Raw genomic sequence first — 12,994 nt, 5'->3', positions numbered from 1 at the left:
AGAAACAGTTCGTATCCTAGGGAGTTCCGGTGACAGCGAATCCGAATGTCCGCGCCGAGGCCGACGGCACCACTCCGACCCCGACGGCCGCACCCGCCGATCCCGGCACGGAGGGGCGCAAGGTCGTCCTCGTCGTCGCCGGGCTGACGGTGCTCCTGGCCCTGATGCTGACCGCCTTCGCGCTACCTGCGGTGAAGTCGGGTCCGCATGGAGTCGGGCTGGGTATCGTCGCCCCGCCGGCCGCGGCCGCCCAGATCGAGGCCGGGCTCGACGGATTCGACGTCACGCGCTACGACGACGCCGCCGCTGCGCGCCAGGCGATCACCGACCGCGAGATCTACGGTGCGCTGGTCGTCGGGCCGGATGGGCTGCACACCTACGTGGCTACTGCTGCCAGCGCCACCGTCGCGCAGACGATCGGGCAGATCGGTACGAAAATCGCTGCCGCGCAGAATGTTCCGGTTCAGGTCACCGATGTGCGCGCCTTCCCCGACAATGACCCGCGCGGTGCCGGGCTGTCGGCAGGCGCGCTCCCTCTCGCGCTCGGTGGATGGATCGCGGCGGTGCTGATCATGCAGCTCATCTCGTCGTCGCGGAACCGCCTGATCGCGGTCGGTGCCTTCGCGGTGATCGGCGGGTTCGCCTTGGTCGCGGTCATCCAATTCGGCCTCGGCACCTTCGACGGCAACTACTGGCTGACATCGCTGGCGGCGATGCTCGGTATCGCGGCGACCGCGATGGGGGTCCTGGGCCTGCGGGAGTTCTTCGGTTTCGCCGGGTTGGGGATCGCGGCGATCGCGCTGATCTTCCTCGGCAACCCGTTGTCGGGGCTGGCGAGCGCCCCGGAGATGCTGCCAACGCCGTGGGGCTACATCGGGCAGCTGCTCCCGCCGGGTGCGACGGGTTCGCTGCTGCGATCGGTCGCATTCTTCGACGGCCACGGCGGCGTGCATGCCTTGATCGTGCTGATCTGCTGGCTCGCCGGTGGTCTGGCGCTGTACTTCGCCGGCCTGGCGCGGGCGGCGCGCTCGGGTGCCGGATCGCCGAGTGTGGCGATGTCGGTCTAGGCGATTTCGCCGGCGGGCGGTGATACTGGGCGTATGGCACTGGGTGACTCGGAGTTCCGGACGCGCGTCGTCGCGGAGTCCATCCGGCTGTTCACCGACAACGGATACGAGTCGACGACGGTGGAGCAGATCGCCGCCGCTGCGGGCGTCTCGCGGCGCACCCTGTTCCGGCAGTTCCGGTCCAAAGAGGATGTCATCTTCGCCGACCACGAGTCGTTACTGACCGAGGTCGACGATTTTCTGACCGCCTCCGACCCGCTGTCCGACGACCCGTGGCTGACCGTCTGTGCGGCGGCCGAGATTGTGTTCGGCCATTTTCTCGGTAGCCGTGACCTGGCTGTGCGACGCATCGGCGTCGTTCAGGAGGTACCCGCACTGCGTGACCGTGAACTGGTGACCACCTACCGCTACCAGCGGCTGTTCGAGGATTTTCTGCGCGCGCGCCGCCCCGATGAGCCGCCGGTGCATCTGGTCACCTACGCCGCGGCCGTCACCGGCACCCACAATTACCTGCTGCGCCGGATGATCCGCGGCGACGCGGGTGCCACCCTGGAACGGTTGCGATCGGAACTGGCCCGTGTGCATGCGGCACTCGGTGCCGGTTCGGCAACGGTGCCCGCTGCGATAGAGCCGCGAACCGGGAGCGATCACGTGGTCACCGTCGTCACCTACCCGGTCGGTACGCCGCCGGCCGACATCGCCGACCAACTCACCCGCCAATTGGCCGCCGACCCGCCGATTTCCTAGTACGAAGCCGCGCAATGCGCAGGTTGGTACGACGAAATCGGACGGGAGACGCGCCAGGCGGGGACAATAAGAATCGTCCTGAACGATTGACTTGGCACGCAGTGCCGTGGTGAACTGGTCATATCCAATGTTTGGCACGCAGTGCCGTGCCGTTGACTACTGCAGGAGCTGTCTCATGGGTTTCGGAAATCCCGACTTCAACGTATTTGAGCTCCCCGAGGAGCACGTCGCGCTGCGCGAGGCGATCCGTGCGCTGTCGGAGAAGGAAATCGAGCCGCACGCCGCCGACGTCGACGAGAACGCCCGCTTCCCGCAAGAGGCCCTCGACGCCCTGGTCGCGTCGGGCTTCAACGCCATCCATGTGCCCGAGGAGTACGACGGTCAGGGAGCCGACTCGGTCGCCGCCTGCATCGTCATCGAAGAGGTCGCCCGCGTGTGTGCCTCGTCGTCGCTGATCCCGGCCGTCAACAAGCTGGGCACCATGGGCCTGATCCTCAACGGCTCCGACGAGCTCAAGAAGCAGGTGCTGCCCTCGATCGCGTCCGGTGAGGCGATGGCCTCCTACGCGCTATCCGAGCGTGAGGCGGGCTCCGACGCCGCAGGCATGAAGACCCGCGCCCGCAAGGACGGGAACAACTGGGTGCTCAACGGCTCCAAGTGCTGGATCACCAACGGTGGCAAGTCGAGCTGGTACACCGTGATGGCCGTGACCGACCCGGAGAAGAAGGCCAACGGCATCTCCGCGTTCATGGTGCACAAAGACGACCCCGGCTTCACCGTCGGCCCGCTGGAGAAGAAGCTGGGCATCAAGGGTTCGCCCACCGCCGAGCTGTACTTCGAGGACTGCACCATCCCGCTCGACCGCATCATCGGCGACGAGGGCACCGGCTTCAAGACCGCGCTGCAGACCCTCGACCACACCCGCCCGACCATCGGTGCGCAGGCGGTCGGCATCGCGCAGGGCGCCCTCGACAAGGCCATCGCCTACGTCAAGGACCGCAAGCAGTTCGGCAAGCCGATCAGCAGCTTCCAGGGCGTCGAGTTCATGATCGCCGACATGGCGATGAAGGTCGAGGCCGCCCGCCTGATGGTCTACACCTCGGCCGCCCGCGCCGAGCGTGGCGAGAAGAACCTGGGCTTCATCAGCTCGGCCTCGAAGTGCTTCGCCTCCGACGTCGCCATGGAGGTCACCACCGACGCCGTACAGCTCTTCGGTGGCGCGGGCTACACCCGCGACTTCCCGGTCGAGCGCATGATGCGCGACGCCAAGATCACCCAGATCTACGAGGGCACCAACCAGATCCAGCGCGTCGTCATGAGCCGCGCGTTGCTGCGCTGATCTGCGCCTGAACCCGATTCACCCCATCGGTCGTCATCCACCCGCGTCATGCGTCGGGCGGGCGGCGACAGGTGGGGTGAATTACGTTGTGGCGCAGGATGGAACCGGTTTCGGCGGCCCCGTGTCGGATCGGGTATGGACGACGTCGCATCGCTGACCGGCGCCGTCAACCGTGCCGAACGGTTGTGCCGGTGGGTGGATTGTCGGGGAGGGTCAGCCCGCGTACGCCGGCCGGAAGTCCAGCCGCACATGCTGCTTCTTGGCCGCGTCGCGGAAGTTCTTCATCGCCCGGCCCATGTGGAAACCGTTGGTGACGATGATCGCGCCGCTGGCGCCGAGGGCCTTGAGCATGCCGACGGTGTAGGTGGCGTTCTGCACGGTGCTCGTCGAGCGACCCTCATTCAGCATCTGCCACACCGGGATTCCGCGCCGGATCAGGCCGAGGTTCATGAACTGGGCCTCGGAGACCGGCAGCCACCAGGTGTCGCCACCGGAGACCACGACTCGGTTGAACGGATGCTGTTTGGCCAGGCGGGAGGCGACGTCGAGGCGCTGATTGAGGATGCCCGGCGTCTGCCCGAAGGTGCCCATCTTGGCGCCCAGGACGACGATGTAGCGCGTCGGGGGACTCTGCCACAGGAAGATGCTGTTGGGTGTCAACAACTCTCCCGGATTGAGTTCGACGCTGCCGAAGTCCATGCTGCTGCCCGCGACGGGGGCGGCGTCGGCCGGCGGTGCGGCGACCATGCCGGCGCTGGTGGCCACCGCGGTACCAATTGCCAGGGAGGAGACCAGTTTTCGTACACGCATGGCCGCGAGTCTACGGGCCGGTGTCCGATCTGTGGGTTGCAATGTGGTAACACCTGTCACTTCAGTAACAGGCAGGTGGGACGGCCCGTTCAGGTCAGCGCGATGTACTTGACCGACAGGTACTCCTCGATGCCCTCGGAACCGCCCTCCCGGCCGATGCCCGACTGTTTCACCCCGCCGAAAGGGGCTGCGGCATCGGAGATCACACCACGGTTGACCCCGACCATCCCGGAATCGAGCCGGTCGGCCACCCGGAGGCAGCGGTCGATGTCGCGGCTGTAGAAGTAGGCGGCCAGGCCGAATTCGGTCGAATTCGCCGCTGCGATCGCGTCATCCTCGGTGGCGAACGGGCTGATCACCGCCACCGGACCGAAGATCTCGCCACGTGTCACCTCGGCGTCGGCGGCGACCTGATCGAGAACGGTTGCCGGGTAGAAGAATCCAGGGCCATCGGGCCGTTGGCCACCCAGTCGCAGCCGGGCGCCTGCGGCGACGGCGTCGTCGACGATCTGCGCGACCTTATCCCGCTGATCGGCGTTGACCAGCGGCCCGAGTGTCACGCCCTCGGCATAACCCGGACCCATTCGCACCGCAGACATCCGCTCGGTGAGCTTGGCGGTGAACTCCTCGACGACCCCGTCCTGCACCAGGAAACGATTCGCCGCGGTGCACGCCTCGCCGCCGTTGCGCATCTTCGCCAGGAAGGCGCCCGCGACCGCGGCGTCGACGTCGGCGTCGTCGAAGACGACGAAGGGGGCGTTGCCGCCGAGCTCCATCGACGTGCGCTGTACCCGCTCGGATGCCTGTGCGAGCAGCCCGCGGCCGACCGGCGTCGACCCGGTGAAGCTGATCTTGCGGATGCGGTCGTCGGTGATGATCGCGGTGGCCACCCCGCGGCTGTCACTGGTCGGCAGCACCGACAGCACACCGGGCGGCAACCCCGCCTCGGCGAAGGTCTCGGCGAGCGCGAGCATCGTCAACGGGGTCTCCCGCGCCGGTTTGACCAGCATGACGTTGCCTGCCGCCAGTGCCGGACCGATCTTGCGGGTGCCCATCGCCAACGGGAAGTTCCACGGCGTGATCGCCAGCGACGGCCCGACCGGCGCGCGACTGACCAGGATCCGGCCGTTACCCGCCGGAGCCGTGGTGGTCCGGCCGCCGATGCGGACCGCCTCCTCGGCGAACCAGCGCAGGAACTCGGTGCCGTACTTCGTCTCGGCGACCGAGTCGGGGAGTGCCCGGCCGAGTTCCAGAGTCATCAGCATCGCGAGATCGTCGGCGCGGTCGGTGAGCAGTTCGAAGGTACGCCGCAGGATCTCGCCACGTTCCCGAGGCGCGGTGTCGGCCCACTCGCCTGCCACCGCGGTGGCCGCGTCGAGAGCAGCCAGCGCGTCGTCGGTCCCCGCGTCGGCGACGGAAGTCAGTTCCTGCTCGGTGGCCGGGTCGTAGACGGGAAAGGTCCGTCCCGAGCGTGCGGGCACCGACCGTCCGCCGATCCACAGTCCGGTCGGCACCCCGTCCAGAACAGCCTGCGGATCGAGAACGGTGGTGCCGTCCACACCATCACGCTGCTCAGACTGTTCGCTTTCCCGCTGGTCAGACTGCTCGCTTGCACTCATCAGACGATCCACTCCTGAGGGTTGTCGCTCGTATTCGTGCCCCGACATTCCCAGTCTGCCCCGATCTCGGGTCCCGTAGGCTGAGCCGCGTGATCGGTTCGCGCCTCACCCTCGGCCTGTCGGCGGCACTGTGCGTCGTCGGACTGCTGGCGGGCTGCGCCGACTCCGACACCGCGTCGCCCCCATCCACGGGCACCGCGGCTTCACCGACGTCCGTCGCCCCGGGGGTCGACTATGTGAATCTCGGCGACAGCTATTCGTCGGGGACCGGGACCCACCCGCTGGTGGCGGGGTCGCCGTTCCTGTGCCAACGGTCGTCGGTGAACTTCGCCCATGTGGTGGCCACCGAGAAGGGGCTGCACCTCACCGACGTCAGCTGCGCCGGCGCCGACACCGACGACCTGCGCGCGCCGCAATACGAAGGCGTACCCGCCCAGTTCGACGCGCTGAACTCCGGCACCGACATCGTCACCCTGCTCATCGGCGGCAACGACAACGACACCTATGGGGGTGCGATCCGGGCCTGCCGGGCGGTGGCCCCCGACGATCCCACCGGCTCGCCGTGCCGCGACAAGTACGGCCGGACGCTGTTCGCGCCGATCGCGTCGAAGACGCTGCCCAGCCTGCAGGCCGCGCTGCGGGAGATCCGGCGCAGGGCGCCGGCCGCCCGCGTACTCATCGTCGGGTACCCGTGGATCCTGCCCGCGACCGTCGGCTGCTACCCGACGATGCAGGTCGCCGCCGGGGATGTGCCCTACCTGCGGGACCTGCAGCGCACGCTCAACGACGCGGTGGCGCGCGCGGCCGCCGACACCGGCGCCACCTTCGTCGACATGTCGGCGGTCTCCGACGGCCACGACGCGTGCGCGGGCCCCGAAATCCGGTGGATCGAACCGATGACGACCTCGGGTGTGGGTGCCGTACATCCGAATGTCGCGGGGCAGGCGGCGATGGCCGAACAGGTCGTCGAACACCTCTCGCGGTAGTCCTCGAGCCCACCACACCGCATCTGACCGGCGACGATTTGGGTCACCGAGTGCCATTTGGAACACTGGAGGCCGTGACCGGATCCCCTGACACCGCCGAGAAGTCCGCCGCGCTCTTCGCGCGGGCCGCCCAGGTCACCCCCGGAGGCGTCAATTCGCCGGTCCGGGCGTTCTCCGCAGTCGGCGGTACACCCCGCTTCATCACCAGCGCACAGGGCTGCCGACTGCACGACGCGGACGGCCAGACCTACGTCGACCTGGTCTGTTCCTGGGGGCCGATGATCCTGGGGCATGCGCACCCGGCCGTCGTCGAGGCCGTGCAGCGTGCTGCGACCAGCGGTCTGTCCTTCGGCGCACCCACCGAAGCCGAGATCGAATTGGCCGAGGAGATCATCGGCCGGGTCGATCCGGTCGAGCGGGTGCGGCTGGTCAACTCCGGGACCGAGGCCACCATGTCGGCGATCCGGCTGGCCCGCGGGTTCACCGGACGATCCAAGATCATCAAATTCGCCGGCTGCTACCACGGTCACGTCGACGCCCTGCTGGCCGCGGCCGGTTCGGGTGTCGCGACTCTGGGTCTGCCGACCTCGCCGGGCGTGACCGGCGCCGCCGCGCACGACACCGTCGTGCTGCCCTACAACGACCTCAAGGCCGTCGCCAAGGCCTTCGAGGAGTACGGACACGAGATCGCCGCGGTCATCACCGAGGCGGCCGCGGGCAACATGGGGGCCGTCGCACCCCATGACGGCTTCAACGCCGGCCTGCGGGAACTGACCCGACGCCACGGCGCGTTGCTGATCATCGACGAGGTCATGACCGGATTCCGGGTCAGCCCCAGCGGCTGGTACGGACTCGAAGGTGTCGGCGCGGATCTGTACACCTTCGGCAAGGTGATGAGCGGTGGGCTGCCCGCCGCCGCCTTCGGCGGTCGCGCCGAGGTGATGGAACGGCTGGCACCGACCGGCCCGGTCTACCAGGCGGGCACCTTGTCGGGGAATCCGGTCGCCGTCGCGGCCGGCCTGGCCACGCTGCGCCACGCCGACGTCGACGTCTACGCCACCCTCGACGCCAACGCGAAGAGACTGGGCGCACTGTTCACCGAGGCGCTCACCGCGGCCGGGGTCGGGCATCGGGTGCAGTTCGCGGGCAACCTGCTGAGTGTGTTCTTCACCTCCGCGCCCGACACCCCGATCGTCGACTACGCCGGGGTGTCGGCCACCGAGACCTGGCGTTTCGCGCCGTTCTTCCATGCGTTACTCGAACGTGGGGTGTACGCGCCGCCGAGCGCCTTCGAGGCGTGGTTTGTCTCTGCGGCCCTGGACGAGGATGCTTTCTCCCAGATCGCGGAGGCGCTGCCCGCGGCCGCGGAGGCGGCCGCCCGTGCCCCGCACCCCGACCAGTCAGACCGCAGTCAACCGGGGGAGACCGACTGATGCACACGATCGTCCACATGATGCGCCATGGTGAGGTGCACAATCCCGAGGGCATCCTCTACGGCCGCCTGCCCGGATTCCGGCTGTCCGACATCGGCCGGGGGCAGGCGCAGACAGTCGCCGACACGCTCGCCGATCACGACGTGACCGCCGTCTTCGCGTCGCCGCTGCAGCGTGCGCAGGAGACCGCGACCCCGATCGCGGCAGCTCACGACCTGTCGATCCTCACCAACGACGACCTCATCGAGGCCGACAACGTCTTCGAGGGACTGAGGGTGTCGGTCGGTGACGGTGCGCTGTCGAAGCCACGGCACTGGCCGAAGCTGCGTGACCCGTTCACCCCGTCCTGGGGTGAGCCCTACATCCAGCTCGCGCATCGCATGCTGGCCGCGGCGAACAAGGCCCGCGACGCCGCGCGCGGACACGAGGCGGTCTGTGTCAGCCACCAACTGCCGGTGTACACGCTGCGCCGGTTCCTCGAAGGTCAGCGGTTGTGGCACGATCCGCGTCGCCGCCAGTGCTCGCTGGCGTCGCTGACGAGCCTCGTCTACGACGACGACGCACTCGTGGACATCATCTACTCCGAACCCGCGGGCGCATCCGACCCGCTCGCCACGGGAGCCTGATCGGGCGAGTGACGGCGGTGGGTTGTACAGAGGTCCGGGCGCGACGGCGACGAAGCCGTGGCGCACTGCGCTCGACCCCGGGTGCCGGGTGGCTGCGCGGTGTGGCGGCGGCATTCGTCGTCGTGGGACTCCTCGCGCTGACCGGATGCAGCACCGGTGACGACGCCGTGGTGCAGGGGGACACCTTCCAGTTCGTCTCGCCGGGCGGCAAAACCGTCATCGACTACTCCGCCGACGAACGCAAACCCATCGGCCCGCTCGCGGGTGAGGACCTGCAGACCGGCGGACCGCTGTCGGTCGCCGATCCCCGGTTCGCGGGCAAGGTGATGGTCGTCAACGTGTGGGCGTCGTGGTGTGGCCCGTGCCGATCCGAGGCCGACGACCTCGAACAGGTTTTCCAGCAGACCGCGTCGTCCGGGGTGGCATTCCTCGGGATCAACCTGCGCGACGACCGCGACAGCGCCCGCGACTTCGTGGGGGACCGCCGCATCACCTACCCGACGATCTACGACCCGGACGGCGCGACGCTGCGTGACCTGGGCATCCCGGCGCCGGTGGTGCCGACCACGGTCATCCTCGACCGCAGCCACCGCCCGGCCGTCGTGTTCATCAAACCCATCCACGCCGACGACCTGGCCGCGAAGGTAGCCGAGGTCGCCGCCGAGGCGCCACCGGCAGCGCCCACCCCTTCTGCGCCCATCCCTTCTGCGCCCATCCCTTCTGCGCCGGAGATTGCGCCTCGATGACCACCAGTCTGGCGATGATCGCCGCCCAGCCCCAGGCCGCCATCGGCGACACCTTTCAGGAGACCGTGATCAGCGGTCCGCTCCTGCTCGCGCTGGCCGCCTGCGTGCTCGCCGGACTCGTCTCTTTCGCGTCCCCCTGTGTGGTGCCGTTGGTGCCCGGCTATCTGTCCTATCTGGCCGGGCTGGTCGGCGCCGAAGCTCCCGCGGTGACGGTCGGCGAGGACGCCAAACGTGGCCGATCCCGGGTGGCGCTGGCCGCGGGACTGTTCGTTCTTGGGTTCACCGCGGTCTTCGTGGCCGCGACCGCCACCGTCTTCGGGGTCAGCACCTCGCTGCGCGTCAACAACGATCTGCTGCAACGCATCGGCGGTGTCGTCACCATCGTGATGGGGCTGGTGTTCATCGGGCTGGTCCCGATGATGCAGCGTGAGGTACGTTTCTCGCCCGCGAAGGTCTCCAGCATCGTCGGTGCGCCCCTGCTCGGTGGTGTCTTCGCGCTCGGCTGGACGCCGTGTCTGGGACCGACGCTGGTCGGTGTGACCGCGACGGCGTACGGCACCGACGGCATGACCGCCGCCAAGGGTGTGACCCTGATCGTCGCCTACTGCATCGGGCTGGGTATCCCGTTCGTCATCCTGGCCTTCTCCTCGGCGTGGGCACTGCGCAGCCTCGGCTGGCTGCGCCGCAACTCGCGGGCCATCCAGATCTTCGGTGGCGTCATGCTGATCGCCGTGGGCATCGCGCTGATCACCGGCATGTGGGCGGAGTTCACCCTGTGGATCCAGCGGGCGTTCATCAGCGATGTGGAGCTCCCGATATGACCGACACCCTGACCGACGATCCGCAGACCCCGACGCCGCCGTCGGGTCCGCGCCGGCCGCATTGGGCGCTGCGGCGACTGTGGTGGCCGGTGCGCAACCTGTGGCGGTCGCTGACCTCGATGCGCACGGCGCTGATGCTGCTGTTCCTGCTGGCGCTGGCCGCGATCCCGGGTGCCCTGCTGCCGCAGCGCGACCTCAACGAGCAGAAGACCGCGCAGTACATCGACGATCACGGTGCCGTCGGGACGCTGATGGACCGGCTGCAGATGTTCGACGTCTTCGGCAGCACCTGGTTCACCGCGATCTACGTCCTGCTGTTCGTGTCGCTGGTCGGTTGCCTGACCCCGCGGATGATCGAGCATTTCCACAGCCTGCGTGCTAAGCCGGTGGCCGCGCCGCGCAATCTTGCACGCCTGCCGCGCCACGTGTCCGAGACCGTCGAGGGTTCCCCCGACGAGGTCGCCGAACGCATCAACGGGCGGCTGCGCGGCTGGCGTCGCCAGGTCGTGGTGCATCCGGCGAGTGATAAGTATCCGGACGGGGTCGTCGAGGTCTCCGCGGAGAAGGGGTACCTGCGCGAGTTCGGCAACCTCGTCTTCCATTTCGCGTTGCTGGCACTGCTGGTGGCGATCGCGGTCGGCAAGCTCTACGGCTACGAGGGCACCCGCACGCTGGTCGCCGACGGCCGGCAGGGACTGTGCAACAACTCGACCGCGGTCTACGACTCGTTCCGGGCGGGCAGTCTCGTCGACGGCACCGACCTGTCACCGTTCTGCATCCGGATCGACAATTTCTCGGCGACCTTCCTGCCGAGCGGGCAGCCGGATATGTACGACGCCACCGTCCGCTACGTCGAGGGACCGCGGGCCGGTGACCCGCGGGACTGGAAGATCACCTCGGTCAAGGTCAACGAGCCGCTACGGATCGCCGGTGACCGCGTCTACGTGCTCGGCAACGGTTTCGCGCCGACGTTCACGGTGACCTTCCCCAACGGCAAGACCCGTACCCAGACCGTGCCGTTCATCCCGGAGGAGACGGCGACCATGCTGTCGTCGGGGGCCGCGCGTTTCGACACCCCGGCCGGGCTGTACCCCGACGAGGATGTGCGCCGCAAGAACCAGATCGCGCTGCAGGGCCTGTTCGCACCCGACGGCCGCTTCCACGGATCACTGCTGACGTCGGCCTCGGCGACCCCCGACAATCCGTTCGTGGCGATCGACATCTACCGCGGCGACACCGGCCTCGACACCGGTAAGCCGCAGAACGCCTACTCGCTGGACCGTCAGCTCATCGAGCAGAACCGGTTGCGGCAGGTGGCCCGGGTGAATCTGACGGTCGGGCAGACCCACGATCTCGGTGACGGGGTGACCGTCCGCTTCGACGGGTATCAGCGTTGGGTGTCGGTGCAGGTGTCGCATGACCCGGCGCAGACCTGGGTGCTGGTCTCGGCGATCACGATGCTCGGTGGGCTGCTGGTGTCCCTGCTCGTGCGCCGGCGGCGGATCTGGGCGCGGCTGGTGCCCGTCGCGTCGTCGGCTGCCGCCGGTGCAGCGGGTACGGACGCCGACAAACGACGTACTGTAGTAGAAGTTGCCGGGCTGGCCCGTACGGATCAGGCCGGCTGGGGCGAAGGGTTCGACGAGCAGGTTGCCGCGTTGCTGGCGGTCGATGGCTCCGACGACACCGGAAAGCGACCGCGCCGCGGTCGGCTCTAGCGAGATCCACACCGCGTGGTAACCGGCTGTTCGTAGGCGAGAACAGCCAGGAGAGGACATTTCGATGAACGTCGACGAGACGCTGGCACGGTATTCCGACCTGTTGTTCGGAACGGCGATCACCGTCTATGTGCTGGCGATGGTCCTGTTCCTCTGGTCGCTGGCCGCCGTGCGCACCCGGCGGATGGAGAGCCGGGAGCTCGTCGGTGCGGCCGTCGGCGGCGCGTCGACCACCACCGCCGAGGCTGTTCGCACCCCGGGTCGGGTGTCCGGCCCGCAGCGCCGGGGCCTCGGTGAGAAGCTCGGCGGGATGGCCTACCCGGTCGTCATCGTCGGTTTCCTGGCGCATGTCGCGTCGATCATCACCCGCGGGCTGGCCACCGAGCGGGCGCCCTGGGGCAACATGTACGAGTTCATCTCGCTCACCTGCGCGGCGTGTGTACTCGCCGGCCTGGTGGTGCTGCGCAAGCCCGAGCACCGGCCACTGCTGTCCTTCGTGCTCCTGCCCGCGACCCTGCTGATGTTCATCGCCGGCCGGTGGCTGTATACGCAGGCCGCGCCGGTGGTGCCCGCACTGAAGTCGTACTGGCTGGCCATTCACGTCTCGATCATCTCGATCAGTTCGGGTGTGCTGTTGGTGTCTGGTGTGGCGAGCGTCCTCTACCTCGTCAAGATGCGTTGGGGGACTCCCGCCGACGATGCCGCGGTCGAGTCCGAGGGTGGGGTCGGTGCCGCACTGCGCCGGATCGTCGCGCACATCCCGACCGCCCAGTCGCTGGACCGGCTCGCCTACAAATGCGTGGTGTTCGGTTTCCCGCTGTTCGGTCTGGGCGTCATCTGCGGTGCCATCTGGGCGGAAGCGGCCTGGGGCCGGTTCTGGGGCTGGGATCCCAAGGAGACCGTGTCCTTCATCGCGTGGGTGATCTACGCGGCCTACCTGCACGCCCGTGCCACCGCGGGCTGGCGCAACGTGGCCGCGGTCTGGATCAACGTCGCCGGATTCGTGGCGCTGCTGTTCAACCTGTTCATCATCAATCTGGTGGTGTCCGGCCTGCATTCCTACGCGGGCCTGTAGACACGCACTC

12 protein-coding genes are annotated in these 12,994 nt (G+C 68.3%); 10 read left to right on the top strand and 2 right to left on the bottom strand.

Annotated elements, in window-relative coordinates:
- Positions 1-29 precede the first annotated feature (29 nt).
- The 3 genes from QSJ18_RS05035 (at position 30) to QSJ18_RS05025 (ending at position 3,153) form a co-directional block, all read left to right on the top strand.
- Positions 30-1,067 (top strand): hypothetical protein, encoded by a 1,038-nt coding sequence (locus QSJ18_RS05035; protein WP_286325168.1) that lies wholly within the window; start codon positions 30-32, stop codon positions 1,065-1,067.
- Between the two features lie 33 nt (positions 1,068-1,100).
- Complete coding sequence (locus tag QSJ18_RS05030; RefSeq protein WP_286325167.1) at positions 1,101-1,814, top strand: TetR/AcrR family transcriptional regulator; 714 nt, start codon at positions 1,101-1,103, stop codon at positions 1,812-1,814.
- A gap of 175 nt (positions 1,815-1,989) precedes the next feature.
- On the top strand, positions 1,990-3,153 hold the full coding sequence (locus QSJ18_RS05025; RefSeq protein ID WP_286325166.1) for an acyl-CoA dehydrogenase: 1,164 nt from the start codon (positions 1,990-1,992) through the stop codon (positions 3,151-3,153).
- Between the two features lie 213 nt (positions 3,154-3,366).
- Here QSJ18_RS05025 and QSJ18_RS05020 read toward each other — a convergent pair whose 3' ends face one another.
- Both QSJ18_RS05020 and QSJ18_RS05015 read right to left on the bottom strand, forming a co-directional pair.
- Positions 3,367-3,963 (bottom strand): YdcF family protein, encoded by a 597-nt coding sequence (locus QSJ18_RS05020; protein WP_286325165.1) that lies wholly within the window; start codon positions 3,961-3,963, stop codon positions 3,367-3,369.
- A gap of 89 nt (positions 3,964-4,052) precedes the next feature.
- Positions 4,053-5,522, bottom strand: a complete 1,470-nt coding sequence (locus QSJ18_RS05015; RefSeq protein ID WP_286325317.1) for an NAD-dependent succinate-semialdehyde dehydrogenase — start codon at positions 5,520-5,522, stop codon at positions 4,053-4,055.
- 149 nt (positions 5,523-5,671) lie between these two features.
- Between QSJ18_RS05015 and QSJ18_RS05010 the strand changes: the two genes are divergently transcribed.
- The 7 genes from QSJ18_RS05010 to ccsB all read left to right on the top strand — a co-directional run bounded on the left by QSJ18_RS05010 (position 5,672) and on the right by ccsB (position 12,984).
- Positions 5,672-6,568 carry an SGNH/GDSL hydrolase family protein gene (locus QSJ18_RS05010; protein WP_286325164.1) on the top strand — a complete coding sequence of 299 codons (897 nt, stop codon included), beginning with the start codon at positions 5,672-5,674 and terminating at the stop codon, positions 6,566-6,568.
- A 74-nt stretch (positions 6,569-6,642) separates the two neighbouring features.
- On the top strand, positions 6,643-8,001 hold the full coding sequence (gene hemL, locus QSJ18_RS05005; protein WP_286325163.1) for a glutamate-1-semialdehyde 2,1-aminomutase: 1,359 nt from the start codon (positions 6,643-6,645) through the stop codon (positions 7,999-8,001).
- Positions 8,001-8,627 (top strand): histidine phosphatase family protein, encoded by a 627-nt coding sequence (locus QSJ18_RS05000; RefSeq protein ID WP_286325162.1) that lies wholly within the window; start codon positions 8,001-8,003, stop codon positions 8,625-8,627. The genes hemL and QSJ18_RS05000 overlap by 1 nt, the downstream gene beginning before the upstream one ends.
- Positions 8,628-8,719: 92 nt before the next feature.
- Positions 8,720-9,373 (top strand): TlpA family protein disulfide reductase, encoded by a 654-nt coding sequence (locus QSJ18_RS04995; RefSeq protein ID WP_286325316.1) that lies wholly within the window; start codon positions 8,720-8,722, stop codon positions 9,371-9,373.
- Positions 9,370-10,194: a cytochrome c biogenesis CcdA family protein gene (locus QSJ18_RS04990; RefSeq protein WP_286325161.1), complete on the top strand. Its 825-nt coding sequence runs from the start codon at positions 9,370-9,372 to the stop codon at positions 10,192-10,194. The genes QSJ18_RS04995 and QSJ18_RS04990 overlap by 4 nt, the downstream gene beginning before the upstream one ends.
- The gene (gene resB / locus QSJ18_RS04985; RefSeq protein ID WP_286325160.1) at positions 10,191-11,909 is read left to right on the top strand and encodes a cytochrome c biogenesis protein ResB; all 1,719 of its coding nucleotides are present in this window, start codon (positions 10,191-10,193) and stop codon (positions 11,907-11,909) included. The genes QSJ18_RS04990 and resB overlap by 4 nt, the downstream gene beginning before the upstream one ends.
- 64 nt (positions 11,910-11,973) lie before the next feature.
- Positions 11,974-12,984 (top strand): c-type cytochrome biogenesis protein CcsB, encoded by a 1,011-nt coding sequence (gene ccsB, locus QSJ18_RS04980; RefSeq protein WP_286325159.1) that lies wholly within the window; start codon positions 11,974-11,976, stop codon positions 12,982-12,984.
- Positions 12,985-12,994: the final 10 nt, after the last annotated feature.

The organism is Gordonia heveisoli (assembly GCF_030315745.1).
In the GTDB taxonomy this organism is placed as follows: domain Bacteria; phylum Actinomycetota; class Actinomycetes; order Mycobacteriales; family Mycobacteriaceae; genus Gordonia.
This window is presented reverse-complemented; position numbering and strand designations above follow the sequence as displayed.

Bases quoted from the DNA above. Each gene is read 5' to 3' on its own strand.
- QSJ18_RS05030 (WP_286325167.1), top strand. From the start codon at position 1,101: ATGGCACTGGGTGACTCGGAGTTCCGGACGCGCGTCGTCGCGGAGTCC.
- QSJ18_RS05025 (WP_286325166.1), top strand. From the start codon at position 1,990: ATGGGTTTCGGAAATCCCGACTTCAACGTATTTGAGCTCCCCGAGGAG.
- QSJ18_RS05020 (WP_286325165.1), bottom strand. From the start codon at position 3,963: ATGCGTGTACGAAAACTGGTCTCCTCCCTGGCAATTGGTACCGCGGTG.
- QSJ18_RS05000 (WP_286325162.1), top strand. From the start codon at position 8,001: ATGCACACGATCGTCCACATGATGCGCCATGGTGAGGTGCACAATCCC.
- QSJ18_RS04990 (WP_286325161.1), top strand. From the start codon at position 9,370: ATGACCACCAGTCTGGCGATGATCGCCGCCCAGCCCCAGGCCGCCATC.
- resB (WP_286325160.1), top strand. From the start codon at position 10,191: ATGACCGACACCCTGACCGACGATCCGCAGACCCCGACGCCGCCGTCG.
- ccsB (WP_286325159.1), top strand. From the start codon at position 11,974: ATGAACGTCGACGAGACGCTGGCACGGTATTCCGACCTGTTGTTCGGA.